The organism is Actinomadura sp. RB99 (genome assembly GCF_014706005.1).
Lineage (GTDB): Bacteria > Actinomycetota > Actinomycetes > Streptosporangiales > Streptosporangiaceae > Spirillospora.
The window spans coordinates 18,767-35,635 of sequence record NZ_JABMCA010000025.1; the positions used below are offsets into that span (position 1 = coordinate 18,767).

11 protein-coding genes are annotated in these 16,869 nt (G+C 76.7%); 10 read left to right on the forward strand and 1 reads right to left on the reverse strand.

Annotated elements, in window-relative coordinates:
• Positions 1–49: 49 nt before the first annotated feature.
• Positions 50–835 carry an SDR family NAD(P)-dependent oxidoreductase gene (locus amrb99_RS22455; protein WP_241755805.1) on the reverse strand — a complete coding sequence of 262 codons (786 nt, stop codon included), beginning with the start codon at positions 833–835 and terminating at the stop codon, positions 50–52.
• Between the two features lie 394 nt (positions 836–1,229).
• Between amrb99_RS22455 and amrb99_RS22460 the strand changes: the two genes are divergently transcribed.
• From amrb99_RS22460 to amrb99_RS22505, 10 genes are all read left to right on the forward strand, one after another.
• Positions 1,230–3,458 carry a DUF4407 domain-containing protein gene (locus amrb99_RS22460; protein ID WP_190859165.1) on the forward strand — a complete coding sequence of 743 codons (2,229 nt, stop codon included), beginning with the start codon at positions 1,230–1,232 and terminating at the stop codon, positions 3,456–3,458.
• The gene (locus tag amrb99_RS22465) at positions 3,455–4,108 is read left to right on the forward strand and encodes a 4Fe-4S single cluster domain-containing protein (RefSeq protein ID WP_206700061.1); all 654 of its coding nucleotides are present in this window, start codon (positions 3,455–3,457) and stop codon (positions 4,106–4,108) included. Before amrb99_RS22460 ends, amrb99_RS22465 begins: the two co-directional genes overlap by 4 nt.
• On the forward strand, positions 4,105–5,502 hold the full coding sequence (locus amrb99_RS22470) for a hypothetical protein (RefSeq protein ID WP_190859169.1): 1,398 nt from the start codon (positions 4,105–4,107) through the stop codon (positions 5,500–5,502). Before amrb99_RS22465 ends, amrb99_RS22470 begins: the two co-directional genes overlap by 4 nt.
• Positions 5,492–7,990 (forward strand): AAA family ATPase, encoded by a 2,499-nt coding sequence (locus tag amrb99_RS22475; protein ID WP_190859171.1) that lies wholly within the window; start codon positions 5,492–5,494, stop codon positions 7,988–7,990. Before amrb99_RS22470 ends, amrb99_RS22475 begins: the two co-directional genes overlap by 11 nt.
• Positions 7,977–9,809, forward strand: coding sequence for a hypothetical protein (locus amrb99_RS22480; RefSeq protein ID WP_190859173.1), 1,833 nt, complete (start codon positions 7,977–7,979; stop codon positions 9,807–9,809). Before amrb99_RS22475 ends, amrb99_RS22480 begins: the two co-directional genes overlap by 14 nt.
• Before the next feature lie 100 nt (positions 9,810–9,909).
• A complete protein-coding gene (locus amrb99_RS22485; protein ID WP_190859176.1) occupies positions 9,910–11,046 on the forward strand; it encodes a hypothetical protein in 1,137 nt (378 codons plus the stop codon).
• 218 nt (positions 11,047–11,264) lie between these two features.
• Entirely contained in the window at positions 11,265–13,634 is a 2,370-nt protein-coding gene (locus amrb99_RS22490) for a hypothetical protein (protein WP_190859178.1), read from the forward strand.
• Complete coding sequence (locus amrb99_RS22495) at positions 13,631–14,752, forward strand: hypothetical protein (RefSeq protein WP_190859180.1); 1,122 nt, start codon at positions 13,631–13,633, stop codon at positions 14,750–14,752. The genes amrb99_RS22490 and amrb99_RS22495 overlap by 4 nt, the downstream gene beginning before the upstream one ends.
• On the forward strand, positions 14,749–15,669 hold the full coding sequence (locus amrb99_RS22500) for a hypothetical protein (protein ID WP_190859182.1): 921 nt from the start codon (positions 14,749–14,751) through the stop codon (positions 15,667–15,669). The genes amrb99_RS22495 and amrb99_RS22500 overlap by 4 nt, the downstream gene beginning before the upstream one ends.
• Before the next feature lie 47 nt (positions 15,670–15,716).
• Entirely contained in the window at positions 15,717–16,865 is a 1,149-nt protein-coding gene (locus tag amrb99_RS22505; protein WP_190859184.1) for an aminoglycoside phosphotransferase family protein, read from the forward strand.
• Positions 16,866–16,869: the final 4 nt, after the last annotated feature.

The following is a 16,869-nucleotide window of genomic DNA, read 5'->3' on the forward strand; positions in this document are numbered from 1 at the left end:
CCGCAGGCCCGCAAAGGGGCGCCGCGCACCGCGCGGCGCCCTCGGCGTCTCAGAGCATGATCTTGCCGCCGGCGATGTCCAGGGTCAGGCCGGTGAGCCAGGACGACTGCGCCGAGGCGAGGAACAGGGCGGCGGACGCGACGTCGCCGGTCTCGCCCATGCGGCCGAGCGGGTGGGCGGCGGCGACGAGGTCCTGCACCTCCGGCGGCATGTGCCGCTCGGTGCGCTCGGTCCGGATGGCGGCGGGCGCGACGCAGTTGACGCGGACGCCCTGCTCGCCGACCTCGGCGGCGACGTGCCTGGTCAGCGCCTGGACGCCGGCCTTCGCCGCCTCGTAGGCGACCGGCGCGCCCCACGGGTTGCCCATCTCGCGGCCGCCGGCACTCGGCAGGTTCGACGGCATCCGCCCGGCCGAGGACGACATCGTGACGATCGAGCCGGCGCCGCGCTCCTGCATGCCGGGCAGGAAGCTCTTCAGGGTGAGGAACGTCGCGGTGAGGTTGCCGTCGACGACCGAGTGCCATTCCTCCTCCGTCATGGCGGCGGTCGGGCCGGGGCGGGCGATGCCGCCGCCGGCGAAGGCGCAGAGCACGTCGGCGGGCCCGAGGTCCGCCTCGACGCGGCGGCGCGCGTCCTCGACGGCGGCGAGGTCCGTCACGTCGGCGACGACGCCGATGCCGCCGGTCTCCTTGGCGACCCCGTCGAGGGCGCCCGGGTCGCGGCCGAGCACCGCGACCCGGGCGCCCTCCGCGGCGAACGCGCGGGCGGTCTGCGCGCCGATGCCGCGCGACCCGCCGGTGATGACGACGACCTTGCCGTTGAGCTCGGGGTACATCGGGGCCTCCCTGACTGAGTGTGCGCTCATTCCCAGCTTGAGTGAGTGCTCACTCATTGTCAAGCGAGCGCGCGTCCGGGCGACGTCGTCCTCGATCCGCAGGAACCTGGTCATGCCTCCATTCGACGCCCGCCCGCCCCCCGCCCGCAACGGCCCGCCGGCACTCCCCGGCACGCCCCGTCCGGAAGCCTGAAACCGGTCATCCGCGGCCGACTGCGGCCACTTTTCCCATCTGTGTCAAGGGACTCACAAGGTTCGCGGAACAACTGCCAGTATTTGACGAACCCTCTCGGTAAGGGATGCGTCACAACTGAAAGCCGGTGGCATCGCGGCCCGCGCTGCCGTCCGGGATGTCCGGCGGACCGGTGACCCGAACGCCACGGCGGAGGTGCGAATGGCGTGGGAGGACGAGCCGGGCGGGCACCCGCGCCCCCCGTCCGGGGACGCGCACGGCCCGCCGGGAGGGCTCCCGCCGCCGGGGGCGGCCGTGCCGCGCCCCCGTGTCGTGCCGCCGCGCGCCCGCGCCGACGTCCAGGCACCGGACGGCCCCGTCGAGGACGTCGACGAGCGCGCCGAACCGCTGCGCGCGGACGTGCTCCGGCGGCGCGCGCCCGGCCGGCTGCGCGCGCTGCTGCGGCCGAACCCCCCTCCCACCGCCGACCGGATCCCCCCTGTTCCTTCGAGCGGGCCCCTCTCCCCGACCGGGCCCGTCCCCCCGACCGAACGTCCAGTGAGGGCCGAGCACATGACCGAAGCGAGCACGCCGCTCCCGCCGCCCACCCCCCGCGGCGGCGGGGAGCGGTTCTCCCCGCTGCTGTGGGCGTCCGGCGTCAACCGGGCGATCCTCCGGCAGAGCCCCACCGACAAGTCGCGCTTCCAGGGCCTCGGCAGCGTCGTGATCTTCACGGCGGCGCTGGCCGGGGTGTCGATGGCCGCGGCGCTGCACATCGCGCTGAAGGCGCCGTGGCCGGTGATCGTCCTGCTGACGGCGGGCTGGTTCCTCGGCATCCTGTCGCTGGACCGCTGGCTGGTCGCCTCCATGACGCGGACCACCAGCAAGTGGGGCGTGGTGTTCCTCGCGCTGCCCCGGCTGGCGCTCGCGCTGCTGTTCGGCTTCGTGCTGTCGATGCCGATCGTCCTGCAGATCTTCGCGCCGGAGATCTCGCAGGAGGTCAACGTCCTGCACGCCGAGGCGGAGTCGAAGTACCAGGCGCAGACCGCCGACGACCAGGTCGGCAAGCGCATCGACTGGCTGGAGAAGCGCAAGCAGCAGCTGGAGGCGCAGGTCACCGCGGGCGGCCTGCCCGCCACGCCGGACGCCGACCCCACCCTCAAGCAGCTCCAGGACAAGCGCGACGAGCTGCAGAAGCAGCTCGAGCAGCGGCGCGAGAAGCTGACCTGCGAGCAGCTCGGCAAGTGCGGGACGGGCCGCGCCGGCCTCGGCCCCGAGGCCCGCAAGCGCATCCAGGACTACAACGACACCAAGCGCGACTTCGACACCGCCGACACCCAGCTCAAGAACTACATGGCGCAGCTGAAGACCAAGGGCGTCCAGGACGCGCAGAACGAGCTGAACGGGCAGGGCGGCGCCGAGGGCGTGAACGCGGAGCTGACGCGGCTGAAGAAGCAGCAGTCCGCGCTGCAGCAGCAGCACGCGGCCGACACCCGCAAGTCCGACGGGATGGCGCTGCGGCTGGAGGCCCTCAACCGGCTGTCGCAGAAGAACGGCACGATCGGCACCGCGCACCTGTTCGTCACGCTGATGTTCATCGCGATCGAGCTGCTGCCGGTGCTGGTGAAGATGATGCAGATCCTCGGGCCGCCGACCGTGTACGACGACCTCGTCGCGGCGCACGAGCGGGAGAACCGGGAGACCGGCGCGCACCTCGCCCGGCGCGACGCGGACGTGGCGCGGGTCCGCGCCGCCGACGACGTCAAGTACGCGGGCCTGGTGTACGACGCGCGCCGCGCGATGCTGGAGAGCCTCGCGCAGCGGACCGCGATGGCGGAGGGCGAGGTCGGCGAGGCGGCGCTGGAGGAGTGGAAGCGCCGCGAGATGGCGCGGATCCCCGCCGACCTCGACCGGTACGTGCGGACGGAGCCGGGCTACGGCGCGCCGATGGCGTCCGGGACGCCCGGCGGCCCCGCTTTCGGCGGTTCCGCGTTCGGCGCGCCGGTGGCGCCCGCGAACCCGGGCGGGATCGCGTTCGATCCGCCGGTGCCGCCCGGGAACGGCGGGTACCCGGCGGGCCGCCCGGCGCCGTCGGGGGGCGGCGGATTCGGCGGGCCGTCGAACGTCCGGCTGATGAACGGCCGGCCGGGCGACCCGCCGGGCGGCGGCGCGCCGGGCGCCGGGAGCGGCGGCTCCGCGCCGTACGGTGCGGCGATGCCGTTCGGCGCCGACCGGCCCGGGGGCGCCCCGGGCGCGGGCGGCGACCCGATGCCCTTCGGCGGGAACGCCAACGGCAACGCGGCCCCCTACGGCGGCGGGGCCGGGGTGCCGCCGCGGCCGTCGCGGTTCGGGCCGTCCGGTTACGAGGGCCATGTGGACGGCACGCGCCAGTCGCGCAGGGACCGGCTCTTCGGGCCGCTGACGAACTGGTGGCAGGACCGGCGCCGGTGATCAACGTGGCGGAGACGTGCGTCGGGACGCGGGCGCTCGGGCCGGGGCTGCGCTCGGTGGTCTGGGTGCAGGGCTGCCCGTTCCGCTGCCAGGGCTGCCTCGCGCCGGACTGGATCCCGTTCCGCGAGGCGCGCCGGGTCACGCCGGACGCGCTCGCGGACGAGCTGCTGGCCGACCCGGACGTCACCGGCCTGACGCTGTCCGGCGGCGAGCCGATGGCGCAGGCGGCCGCGCTGGCGGACCTGGTGCGGGCGGCCCGCGCGCGCCGCGACCTGTCGGTCATCTGCTTCACCGGGTTCCGGCGGGCCGAGCTCGCGGGCCGGGACGGCGCGGAGGCGCTGCTCGCCGAGGTGGACGTACTGATCGACGGCCGGTACGTGCGGTCCCGCAACGACGACCGTGGCCTGCGCGGCAGCGCCAACCAGCGCGTCCACCACCTGACGGACCGGCTCGCCGGTGCGGCGGCGGAGCTGGCGGGCGGCCCGCGCCGCGCGGAGGTGCGGGTCCGCGGCGGAGAGGCGCTGCTCGTCGGCGTGCCGCCCCGCGCGCTGTCCGAGGGGTTCGCCCGCGCGCGCGGCGCCTCCCCGGGCGGAGGCGAGATCTTCACCGGCACGGTACGCGAGGGCACGAGCGGCGAGGAGTCCCGATGAGCGGCGCGAAGGTGATCTCGGTGGACGCGGCGGCGTGGCGGGACGCGCAGGCGTCCGCCCGCGACCTGGCGAAGGTGCGGCGGGACATGCCGCGCCTGGTCCGGCAGGTGGAGCGGGCCGCGCGCGAGGACGTCGAGCGCGCCCGGCGGGAGGCGGCGGCCCGGCAGGACGGCACGGACCGCGCGCTCGCCGGGCTGAGCGAGCAGGCCAGGAAGCTGGAGGACGAGACCGGCCGGCGGCTGCGCGAGCACGGCGAGCGGCTCGCCGAAGGCCGCCGCGAGCTGGCCGAACAGGGCGAGCGGCTCGCCGCCGAGATCGCCCGGGAGCGGGCGGAGCGCCGCGCCGGGCTCGCCGCGGTGGACGCGCGGGTCGGCGCGCTACGCGGCGAGAGCGACGCGGCGGCGGCAGCGGCGCGGCGGCTGTTCGACGACGCGCGGACGATGCACGACGCGATCCGCGACACGCTGCCGCACGACCGGTTCGCGCCGGGCCGGCTGGAGCGGCTGGCGTCCCGGCTGGACGTGGCGCGAGGGAACCTGGAGGCGCACGCGGCCGGGTACTCGCTGAGCCAGGTCCAGGACCTCTACCTCGACCTGAGCGAGCTGCGCGCGGACGTGGAGCGGCTCGCGCTGGAGTGGGAGGCGCTCCGCGCGGAGGCGCTCGCCGCGCTGCGCACGGTCGCGGCGACGATCGAGGACAACGCGGAGCGCCCGATCGCGGAGGCCGACCCGGGCACCGTGCTGGACGTCGACCACTGGACGGACGGCGGGCTCGCCGCGCTGCGCGACGCGGTCGCCCGGCAGGTGGACCTGGTCGCCGACCCGGACTGCCCGCTGGACGCCGCCGAGCTGCGCGCGCTGATCACCGAGACGGCGCCGGAGCACGAGGGCCGGCTGGACGCGCTGGTCGAGCGGGCCGCGGAGCGGATCGTCGCGTCGCAGCTGCGGGTGAACGTCGCCGAGCAGGTGGTGGCGGTGCTGGAGGGGCAGGGGTTCGCCTGGTCGGGCAACACCTACGCGGCCGGGGACGAGCGGCGCGCGTTCTTCAGCCGGCTGCGGCACCGCGCGGACGGCGGCGAGGTCGTGGTGGAGGTGGCGCCGGACGGCGACGGGTCCGGGTTCACGCTGCGGATCCTGTCGTACGAGGACGACCCGGACGACGCGGCGCGGCGGGAGCGGTCGGCGGCGGTGAGCCGGGCGCTGCGCGCGGAGGGCCTGGACGCCGGCGACCCGGCGGAGGAGGGCGGCGAGCCCGATCCGGCGCTGCGCGACTTCGACCGGCTGGCCCGCCCGGCGGCCCAATCCCGCCCGGCGGCCCAATCCCGCCCAGCGGGTCATTCCCGTCCGGTGGCGGGGCAGGACGAGGTGCGCGGCCGAGGGGCCGATGAGCGCTGAACCGGCCGGTGCGGTGCCCGAGCGGCTGCTCGCGCTGCGGGACGCGGCGCGCGAGGGCGAGTCCGTGCTGCCGCTGTACGGGCCGGGCGTCAAGGACGCGTTCGTGGACGGCCTGTACCGGCAGCACGATCTCGGCAGCGCGGTGTGGGAGGCGCTGCACGACGCCGGTTACGAGCGCGTCGTGTTCTTCTCGCTGGACGCGACGCTGACCGTCCGGGACGCGGCGTCGCGGCGCCTGCCCGCCGACCCGGAGGCGGCGCAGCGGCCGGAGGGCGACGCGTCGGTGATGCGCCCGGGGTTCAGCGGCCCGCTCGGCCGCCGGCGGCTGCGGCCCGCGCCCGCCGCGCCGGCGCGGGCGGAGAGCCGCGCGATGTCCGGGGCGTTCGCGGTGCGGATGCTGCGCAGCCTGATGCTCGACGAGTCGACACCGACGGCCGTCGTCGTCGAGCAACTGGAGGTGCTGGAGCGCTGGCAGGAGGCGCGGGCGCCGTTCGCGGCGGCGCTGGAGCGGTGGCTGGAGTTCCGGCCGGGCAGCCGGAACATCTGCGTGCTGGTGTTCGGCGGGGCGTCGCTCGCGGAGGTCCGCGCGTTCGCGGAGGGCAGCCGCGACCTGCCGGGACTGGTGCGGGTGGTGCAGGCGGAGGAGCGGCGCCCGGCGCGCCCCGGGCTGCTGCGCCCGCCCGGCGAGGCGGAGCTGACCCGGCTGGTGCACCGGCTGCGGATCGCGCGGAACCTGCGGATCGCGGACTGGACGCGGCTGGAGGGAACGGTCCGGGCGATGGCGGCGCAGGACGTCCCGCTGGAGACGTGGGAGCGGCGGCTCGGCCGGCGGATGGCGGCCGAGGGCACGCCGCTCGGGCAGGAGCCGCTGCACCGGTACGGCTGGATCGCCGCGCCGGTCGCGGACGGCGACGTGATGCGGCGGCTGGACGAGCTGGTCGGGCTGGAGCCGGTGAAGCGGCACCTGGAGGGCCTGCGGTACCGGCCGCCGGCGGGCGCGGAACCGGTGTCGCACCACCTCGTCTTCACCGGCAACCCGGGCACGGGCAAGACGACGGTCGCGCGGATCGTCGGCGACCTGTACCGGGAGCTCGGCATCCTGCGGCACGGCCGGGTCCGGTCGGTGCGGGCGAGCGACCTGGTGGCGGGGTTCGTCGGGCAGACGGCGACGCGGACCCGCGAGGTGATCGACGGGGCGCTCGGCGGGGTGCTGTTCGTCGACGAGGCGTACGAGCTGAGCGACCAGGCGGACGGGTTCGGCCGGGAGGCGATCACCGAGCTGCTCGCCCGGATGGAGGACGACCGCGCCGAGCTGGTGGTGATCGTCGCGGGCTACCCCGACGAGATGCAGGAGTTCCTCGACAGCAACCCGGGGCTGCGCAGCCGGTTCCCGCACGAGAACGTCATCGCGTTCCCCGACTACGGGCCGGCGGAGCTGGCGGAGATCGCGGCGCGGCGGCTCCGGCCGATGGGGATGGCGTGGGGCGAGGGGTTCGAGACGGCGCTCGGCGAGGCCGTCGCGGAGCTGCACCGCACCCGCGACCGGGGGTTCGGCAACGCCCGCGCCGTCCGGGACGTCACGCAGGAGACGGCGGCGCGGTGGGCGCGGCGCGTGAAGGACGACCGGGACCTGCCGCTGGAGCCGCGCGACCTGCCGGAGCGGCTGCGGCTCGACGCGCGGCCCGCGCCGCGCGACACCGCGGAGCTGCTCGGCGAGCTGAACGCGATGGTCGGGCTCGCGCCGGTGAAGCGGAGCGCGGACGTGCTGGTGAAGCGGCTGCGGCTGCGGCGGCTGCGCGGCCGAGGCGAGGTCGTCGCGCCGAACCTGCTGTTCATCGGCCCGCCCGGCACCGGGAAGACGACGGTGGCGCGGCACTTCGGCCGGATCTTCAAGGAGATGGGGCTGCTGGAGCGCGGGCACGTCGTCGAGACGGGGCGGTCGCGGCTGGTCGCGTCCTATGTCGGGCAGACCGCGCCGCTGACCCGGCGGGCCGTGGAGCGCGCGCTCGGCGGGGTGCTGTTCATCGACGAGGCGTACGCGCTCACCGCCGGGGGCGACAACGACTTCGGGCAGGAGGCGATCGACACGCTCGTCGAGGAGATGGAGCGGCACCGCGGCCGCCTCGCGGTGATCGCGGCGGGCTACCCCGAGCCGATGCGCCGGTTCCTGGCGGCCAACGACGGCCTCGGCTCCCGGTTCGGCGAGACGATCGAGTTCCCCGCCTACGCGGTGGACGACCTGCTGGAGATCCTGCGGTCGATGGCGGAGCGGCAGGCCTACGAGCTGGACCCGGCGACGCTCCCGGCGGCGCGGGCGTGGCTCGCGGACGCGGCGCGGCGGCCCGGGTTCGGCAACGGCCGGACCGTCCGCCGGCTGCTGGAGCGGATGGAGGCGCGGCTCGCCGAGCGGGTGGTGGACCGCCCGGACGCCGACGCGCGGATGCTGAACCTGCTGCTGCCGGAGGATGTGCCCGATGAACTCGGCTGACGGCCGCTGCCCGCTCTGCACGGTGCCGATCGACACCATGGGCGGCTGGGCCGCGGTGGACGCGGCGGCGGCGCGGCGGGACGTGCCGTGCGCGGTGTGCGGGTGGACGCTCGCCGGGCCGTGGCGTCCCGGGCGCGCCGACCGGGCGGCGGCGGAGGCGGCGCTGTCGGCGGCGCGGCTGGAGTTCGACCTGCGGGCCGCGGCGCGCGCCGGCGACGACTGGCTCCCTTACGCCGCCCACCTGCGGGGCAGGCCGACGGAGGCGCAGTGGCAGGAGGCGCGGCGGGAGGTCGCCGCGCTGCGGGAGGCGGCGCGGCCGCCGCTGGCGGCGGTGCTGGACGCGCTCGGCCCGCAGCGCCCGCTCGTCGTCGTCGCCGTGGAGGACGCCGGGGTGCGGCTGTTCGTGACGGGCGGCGTCCCGGCGGCGGGCCCGCTCGGGTTCCGGGAGCTGGCGGCGGTGCCGTGGCCGGCGCTGCTGCCGGGGCTGCCGTCGGACGCGGCGCACCGCCGGTTCCAGCTCGCGGGCGGGCCGTCCGGCATCGACCCGGCGTGGGCGGACGCGACGATCGGCGGCGCGGTCGGCGACCTCGTGCGGCGGTACTGCACGTCCGTCGACACGGCGGTGCTGTCCGGGCTGCCCGGCATGCCGTTCCCGGACGCGGTCGTGCGGGCGTTCACCGACCTGCTGCCGGACGTCCGCATCGCGGCGGGCGAGCCGGATGCGGCGGCGCTGCTGGAGCGGGTCGTCGCGGACCGGCCGATCGCCAGCCCGTACGGGCTGGCGGCGCTGCGGTCCCGGCCCGGCGACGGCGCCGCCGAGGTCGTGCGGCTGCCGCTGTTCCCGGCCGGAGCGCGCGCGGGCGACGAGGCGGAGGTGCGGGTGCGCCGCGCGCCGGGCGGCTCCGACCAAGAGACGGCGCTCGCCGTCGTCACGTGGGACGACCCGCCGGAGCCGGTCCGGATCGTGTCGGCGCGGATGCCGCGGGGCGCGGCCGGGCTGGTCCGGGTGGCGCTCGACGGGCCGGGCCGGCTCCGGTTCCTGGAACCGGACGGCGTGGACGACACCGCCGCCACCTGGCCCGAGCTGCTGCGCCGCGTCCCGCGCCGGCTGCCCGCCGCCGCGTTCGCGACCGAGCTGGTCTGCGTGGTGGAGCTCGGCGGCCGTCCGGAGACCGCCCGCCGCCGCCGCGACCTCGTCGCGGACCTGCTCGAACTGCTCGGCGACGAGCTGGGCGGCACCGCCCGCGTCGCCGTCGTCGGCCACCTGGACCATCCGATCGACCCGAAGCACAAGAACCGGGACGTGGTGTCCGGCGGGCCGCTGCAGCGGCCCGACGACGCCGCCCGCACGCTCGCGGACCTGCCGTTCCCGCCGTCCGGTCCGTTCGGCGCGCGCGCGGCGCCGCTGGAGGACTCCCTCGACCGGGCCGCCGCGCTGTTGAACGGCCCGCGCGACGGCCGCGCCCGGATCCTGCTCACCGTCGCGGGCCGCCCCCCGCATCCCGGCAGCGGCCACGGTGACGTGCTTCGGCCCGTCGAACCGTGCCCGCGCCGGCTGAACTGGCGGCAGTCCGTCGCGCACCTGGAGGCGGCCGGGGTGCGGCTCATCGCGGTGACCGACGCGCCCGCCCCGAAGGAGGTCCCCGGGCAGGCCGTCGCGGCGCAGGACGCGCGCCGGCGCGACCCCCCGGAGTGGGCGGTGCTCGGCGCCGCCCACCGCACCGACCTCGACTCCGCCGACGCCGCCGGGCTCGCCAAGGTCCTCGGCGTCCTGCCGGACGGCGAGTCGCCGCCGCTGCCGTTCCCCCTCGTCCCGTGAGCCCGCGTCCCGTGAGCCCGCGTTCCAGGAGATCCCGGCCTCTGAGCCCCGCCTCGAAAGGCACGACCCGTGAAAGGCCCGACCCCGTGAAAGGCCCGGCATGACCGAACCGACCCCGCCCGAGCAGGAAGCCCGGCCCGACGAGCCCGCCGGCGGCGGGCCGGCCGCCGGGCCGCCGCCGCCCGCGCCGCCGCAGCCCCGCCGCATCGGGCTGTGGGGCGCGCCGACCTGCGGGAAGACCACGTTCCTCGCGGCGCTGCGGATCGCCGCCGAGGAGGGCGGGCACGACGTCCGGCTCGTCGGCTGCAACCGCGCGTCCACCGAGTTCCTCGCCGACACCACCCGGCAGCTGAAGATCGAGCGCCGGTTCGTCCCGGCGACCCGGGAGCTGCCGCCGAACCTCGCCTGGCAGCTGCACGGCACGCAGATCAAGAAGGTGCGCCCGGAGACCGGGCGGCTCCGCTTCAAGCGGCGCCGGCCCGTCCCGTACACGGTGACGCTGGACATGATGGACGCCCCCGGCGGCATGTTCAGCAGCCGCCCGGAGGACCGCGCCGCCCGCGAGCCGTCGTCCGGGCTGCGGTTCAGCAGCTCCGCCGGCGACGGCGACGGCGGGTCCGGCGACGCCGGCGGAGGCGACGCGGAGGAGCGGCTCGTCCGGCACCTGGCCGGCTGCGACGGGCTGCTGTTCCTGTTCGACCCGACCCGCGAGCGCGAGATGAACGACGCCTACGCGTTCTTCCAGCGGACCGTCCTGCAGATCTCGGAGCTGGCCGGGACCAGCGGCGTCGACCACAAGCTCCCGCACCACCTGGCCGTCTGCATCACCAAGTTCGACCATCCGGAGGTGTACGAGCGGGCCGTGCGGCTCGGCTACGTGACGCCGCCCGCGAGCATCTTCGGGATGCCGCGGGTCGACGAGACGCGCGCGCTGGAGTTCTTCCAGGACCTGTACCGGGGGACGCACGCGCACGACCCGGTGAACTCGCTGCTCCGCGGCATCCGCTCGCACTTCGGCGAGTCCCGCACCCGCTACTTCGTGACGTCCGCGATCGGCTTCTACCGCGACCCGGTGGAGAACCGCTTCCAGCCGGAGGACTACCTGAACATCGCCGAGCAGTCCGACGGCGGCGACGGGCTCGCCGGCGAGGACCGGTTCCGGATCCGCGGCGACGTGGCGCCGATCAACGTGCTGGAGCCGGTCATGTGGCTGGCCGGGAACGTGGGCGAGCCGTGATGGACCAGGCTTCCGCGCGGGGGGCGGTGGTGTTGCGGGCCGGGTGGGCGGTCCGGGGTAAGCCGCCGGGTAGTTATGACGAGTATCGGGTGACCGGGTGTGGTGGTCCGGACTTTTCGGCGGCTGACTATGCGCATATTCTGCGGCATTTCGCGTTGGGGACGCCGTCGCCGGGGCGGTCGGGGCCTGCTGCGTTGCCGTGGATCACGATCAGTGAGGTGCGCGGCGGTGATGACGGCACCCGGATCGGTGTGGCGTTGGAGGACTGGACGGGCGAGGCCGACGGTGCGGGCCGCCCGATCGCCGAGACGCGGTATTTGTGTGTGCCGTATGAGGCGCTGCGTGCGGTGCCGGTGTCGTATGCGGGGTTGTATGAGGCGTTGTCGGGGGTGACGCCGCCGTTCCCGCCGGACGGGGTGGAGTTGCGGGTGGCGCCGCTGGATCCGGCAACCTTGGCGCAGGCGCTGGGGCGGTTCGGGGTGCAGCGGGTCGCCGCGGCGGCGTCGCTGCTGATCGACGGTCCCGTCACCGTGACCGGTGCACCGGAGTTGACCGCTGTGGAGCGGTTGGGGTTCCTGGACGCGGTCGCGGCGCTGCTGCCCTACGGGTGGCGGACCCGGTTCTCCGCGGCGACCTGGGACCAGAGCGGCAACCGCAACGTCTCGCTTGCGTTCGCCCGGCAGGTTCGTGACCGCACCGCCGAACTGGACTGGCGAACGCCCCGGCTCCCTGAACGCGACACACCGGGCCGCGCCTACGCCGAAATGCTCGCCGACCTGTTCGGGGACCGGGGACGCTCGCATGCCGAGGTCGTCGCGCATCTGGCGCAGGCCACCGACCCGCTCGTCGACACCGACCCCAGCACGGTGGTGCGGGTCCTGGGCGGCCTCGACTGGCCCGCGACCGTGCTGCAGGCCGTGGAACGCGGAACCTATGACCCCGCCGACATCCGCGACCTGCTCGCCACCGGACGGCACCGCGAACTCGGCGACGCCGCCGCCCGGAAGGTCCTGTACGCGCTGATCCGGGAACGCGCCCCCGAGGACGTCCCGCTGCTGCGCGAGCGCTGGGCGGAGGTCGCGGGCACGACCGTGACGCCGTTCCGGGAGCTGTGCGCGGCCGTCCGCGGGCTGGTCTGGACCGGCGATGACGTCCCGGCCGGCGCGCGCGCAGCACTGGCACTGCCGTACTTCCAGCTCGCCCACGACCTCGGACGCGCCGACGAACTGCTCGCCGCGCTGGTCACCGCGCCCAAGCGCGACCTGGACGAGGTCGGAGCCGAGGCCGCCGCGCTGGTCGTCCGCGAGGCGATCGGCCCCGCGGCGGTCACCGCCACGGGCCCGCGATGGTCGCTGACGCTCGGCGAGCTGGCCCGGTCCCCGCGGGTGGTGTGCGCGCTGATGACCACGGTCGGGCGCGGCGAACCGGCCCCGCTCCAAGCCTGGTACGAGAGCCTCACCCACCATCTGCCCGCGTCGCTGCTCGGCCTGTTCCGCAACCTGCTGTTCTCCCCGCTGACCCCGCTCAGCGGCGACCAGCTCGCCGGACTCGCCGGGCACGACACCGCCTGCGTCGGCGACGTCCTCGCCCTCGCCGCCGAGGCGCGCCGCCTCCCCCTCGTCCTGGACGGCCTCGCGGACTGGCTCGCGTCGCTCGACCGGATCCCGGCAGGCGACGCGCTGCTCCTGAAGGGCCGGCTGGCGCGGGCCACCACGTCCGACGCCGCGTCCCTCGGCATGCTGGACGGGCTGCTGCTGTGGCTCGCCGCGCCCCCGCACCACGTGACCGGCACCGCCACCGCCGACCACCCCGCCTACTGGGACGGATTCCAGTCGGTGTGGACGCGGCCCATGCCGCAGGGCCGCGCGGACCGGCGCCGCGAGACGCTGACCGCCTGGCTGCGCGCGGGCGGCTGGGCCGCCGCCGGCGGCACCGGCCCCGTCCTGATGCTCGCCCGCCGGCTGATGGCCGCGCCGCCCGCCGAGGCGCTGCCCGTCGCGAAGGCGATGCTCGCCGCCCGCGCGAGCGTCCCGTCGCTCGGCGTCGCCGCGGACTACCAGGTCTGCCGGCACGAGGCCGAGCAGCTCTTCCCGGAACTCGCGAAGGACTCCTTCATGACCGTGCTGACGAACCTTCCGCAGAACGCGCCGGCCGGGCACATCGCCGCGCTGTGCGCCCAGGAGATGGCGCGGGGCGTGCCCGCCGCCCAGATCGCCGAGACGCTCCTCACCGGGCTGCCGAACATCACCGCCGGCACCGTCGTGGACGTCATCGGCGAGGTCCGGCTCGCCCTCACCGAGATGGAGGAGCCGGACGCCGCGAACCGCGCCCTCGACCTCGCCCGCGCCATCACCCGGTACCCGGGCGTCGGGCCGTCGCTGCGCACCCAGGCCGCGGCGGTCGCGGTGGCCGAGATCGGCTTCTGGCACCGGATCATCGAGATCACCGCCGCCGCCGACCAGGACGGCGAGCTGCTGATCGACGAGAGCACCCGCGAGCAGCTGAAGCACCACGCGGACCGGGCGCAGTCGCTGCTCAAGGCGTCCAAGCCCGCCCGGTTGTGGCGGGGCGGCGGCGGCCGGTCGTGACGGCCGTCGACGTCGGGACGGCCACCACCCGGATCCGGACCGCCGCCGGCCTCACCGTGGTCGCGACGCCGCCGCCCGAGGCGATCGCCGGGACGCTCACCCGCGCCGCCGGGACGGGCCGCCCGGTCACCTGCGTGGTCCCCGACCACTGGCGCGACCACGGCGCCGGCCTCGCCCGGCAGGAGCTGCTGCACGCGACCGTCCTGCCGGTGGGGCCCGCGACGCTGATCGGCCGGTTCGCCGCCGTCGCCGCGCACGCCGCCGCGCGCACCGGCCCCGGCCGCTACCTCGTCTGCGACGCTGGCGCGTCCGGCACCGGGTTCGGGCTGTGCGAAGTGTCCGGCGAGTCCGTCCGGCTCGTGGACGCCGCCTTCGACGCGGCCGCGGGCGGCGACGCGTTCGCCGAGGCCGTCGCGCCCGGACGCGGCCGCGAGTTCGCGGCGTCCGCCGCGCGGAACGCCGAACGGCTCGCCGCCGTCCTCGTGACCGCCCGGGAGAAGGCGCTGTTCCGCAACGCGCTCGCGGTCCGCGCCGGCGACCTGGAGATCACCGCCGGCGCGCTGCTGGAGGCGTTCGAGCCGGTCGGCGCGCGGCTCACCGCCCTCGCCGGCCGCTGGTCCGCCGCGTCCGCGCGGCCCGTGCTGACCGGCGGGTTCGCCGCGTTCCCGCCGGTCGCCGCCGCGCTCGCGGGCGCCGCACCGCTCGGCCCGCACGCCGCCGTGGAGGGCGCCGCACTGTTCGCCGACGGGGTGTTCCGGGAGGCGCCGCTGCCCGACGTCCGGCTGCCGATCCACCGGATCCGGGACGGCCTGCCGTCCGGGGCCGAGATCACCGTCCCCGGACGGCCTGGCCGGTTCGCCGCCCTCAACGGCCGCGACCTGCTGCTGTGCCACCGCCGCGAACCGGCGCTCGGCGCCCCGTCGCTGCTGCTCGACGACGCCGGGACGCTGCCGGTCGAGGTCGACGGCCGGCCCGCGCCGTGCCGCGCCCCCGGGCTGGCGCCCGGCGCGTACCGGCTCGGGCTGCGCGCCGCGACCCGCGGCCCCGTCGTCGCCCTGTTCCCCGTCGCGCCGGACGCCGACCCGGTGCCCGTCCCCCTGGAGAGGCCCGCCCGATGACCGACGCGCCCGCCGACGCGTCCGCCGACGCGCTCGCCGCACTGAAGGCCGCGCTGGCCGCCGCGCTGGCGGAGGCCCGCGCCGTCCCGCCGGGCGACGACCTCGCCGCGTTCCGGTTCGTGTCCGGGCTGGACGAGGCGCTGCACGACCTGCCCGAGCTGCTGGAGACGCTGCCCGCCCTCGCCCGCGGCGGCGACCTCGGGCGCGACCTCGTCGCGCACTTCGAGGAGACCACCGCCGAGCTCGCCCGGATGCGCGCGGACGTCGCCGCCGACCGCCGCCGCCTCGCCGAGCTGCGGCCCGCCGTGGAGGCGATGCGGGCGACCGCCGACGAGCACGCCGCCGTCCGCGCCGAACTCGCCGAACTCCACCGCCTCGACGGCCTGCGCGCCGACCTCGACGCGCTCCGCGCCCAGCGCGCCGCGTTCGACGCCCGCCTGCCGGAGCTGAACGCGGCGCGCGACGCCGAGGACGCGCTCGACGCGTCCGCCACCGCCCTGCTCCGGCTCACCCGCGCGCAGCTCGACCGGCTGGACGAGCGGGTCCGGGACGCCGTCGAGCAGGCGGCCGCCGCGGACGCCGACCTCGCCGCCGCGCGGCGCCGCCTCGACGAGGAGCGCGCCGCCGTGGAGTCCAGGACCGCCGAGCTGGCCGCCGCCGCCGACGGCTTCACCGCCCTGCGGGCCGACGCCGAACGGCTGATGCCCGCGCTCTCCCGCTACCGCGACGCCGACCGCGCCCTGCTGGACGGCCTCGCCCGCGGCTCCCTCGTCAAGTCGTCCGGCCTGCAACGCGCCCGCGATGCGCTTGACCTGGTCGAACGCACCCTGGAGGAGCTGGACGCGGCGCTCGCCGCCGCCCTCGAGATCCACGACCACGCGCACGCCGAGGCCCGCCGCGTCCTGCCCCTCACCTGACCGGAATCCGGTTGACCGTCCGGCGCGGTGTCGGGTCTGCTGGCGCGATGGCGAAGATGCACGACGGCGAGGTGGACACCGACGCCGACCTCGTCCGGCGGCTCGTGCGCGGACGGTTCCCGGAGTGGTCCGGGCTGCCCGTCGAGCGGGTCGCGTCCGGCGGGACCGTCAACGCCGTCTACCGGCTCGGCTCCGCGCTGTCCGTCCGGCTGCCGCTGACGGCGGGCGGGGTGCGGGCCTTGGAGCACGAGACGCGGTGGCTGCCGGAGCTCGCGCCGCGCCTGCCCGTCGCGATCCCTGCCGTCGCCGGGACGGGCACCCCCGCCGAAGGCTTCCCATGGCCGTGGGCAGTGCACCGATGGCTCAACGGCCGCCCCCCGACCGAAGGCAAGCCCGAAGCCCAGGCCAGGCCCGAAACCCAGACCGAGGCCGAGGCCGAGGCCCCGACCGAGGCCAGGGCCGAAACCCAGGCCGAGGCCGGAGCCGAGGCCGGAGCCGGGGCCGAGGCCGGGACCGGAGCCGGGGCCGGAGCCGGGGCCGAAACCCAGGCCAGGGCCGAGGCCGAGGCCGAGGCCGGGGCCGGAGCCGAGGCCGGGACCGGAGCCGAGGCCGGGACCGGAGCCGAGGCCGGGGCCGAAAGTGGGGCCGAAGACGAGGCTGGGCTGGGGCTCGCTCGCGACCTCGCCGGCTTCGTGGTCGCCTTCCGCGAGATCGACATCCCTGGCGGCCCGCCCGCGTACCGCGGCGGCCCGCTGGCCTCCGTCGACGCGGCGATGCGCGCGGCCGTCGCCGAGCTGCGCCGCACCGACGAGCCCTTCGACGCCGCCGCGATCCTGGCGTCCTGGGACGAATCGCTCCGCGCGCCCGACTGGGCTGGCCCGCCCTGCTGGCTTCACTCCGACCTCATGCCGAGCAACCTGCTCGTGGACGGCGCCGGACGGCTCTCCGGCGTTCTCGACTTCGCCACCTGCGGCATCGGCGACCCCGCCTGCGACCTGATCCCCGCCTGGAACCTCCTGCCGCCCGGCGCGCGGCCCGCCTTCCGCGACGCCGTGGACGCCGACGACGCGACCTGGCTGCGCGGACGCGGCTGGGCGCTGTCCATGGCCGTCATCCAACTGCCGTACTACCGCTCCACGAACCCGATCATCTCCGCCAACGCCCGGTACACGATCCGGTCCGTCCTCGGCGCCTGACCAG

Coding starts and splice junctions, on each gene's coding strand:
- amrb99_RS22455 (WP_241755805.1), bottom strand. CDS start 835: ATGTACCCCGAGCTCAACGGCAAGGTCGTCGTCATCACCGGCGGGTCG.
- amrb99_RS22460 (WP_190859165.1), top strand. CDS start 1,230: ATGGCGTGGGAGGACGAGCCGGGCGGGCACCCGCGCCCCCCGTCCGGG.
- amrb99_RS22470 (WP_190859169.1), top strand. CDS start 4,105: ATGAGCGGCGCGAAGGTGATCTCGGTGGACGCGGCGGCGTGGCGGGAC.
- amrb99_RS22475 (WP_190859171.1), top strand. CDS start 5,492: ATGAGCGCTGAACCGGCCGGTGCGGTGCCCGAGCGGCTGCTCGCGCTG.
- amrb99_RS22480 (WP_190859173.1), top strand. CDS start 7,977: ATGAACTCGGCTGACGGCCGCTGCCCGCTCTGCACGGTGCCGATCGAC.
- amrb99_RS22485 (WP_190859176.1), top strand. CDS start 9,910: ATGACCGAACCGACCCCGCCCGAGCAGGAAGCCCGGCCCGACGAGCCC.
- amrb99_RS22500 (WP_190859182.1), top strand. CDS start 14,749: ATGACCGACGCGCCCGCCGACGCGTCCGCCGACGCGCTCGCCGCACTG.
- amrb99_RS22505 (WP_190859184.1), top strand. CDS start 15,717: ATGGCGAAGATGCACGACGGCGAGGTGGACACCGACGCCGACCTCGTC.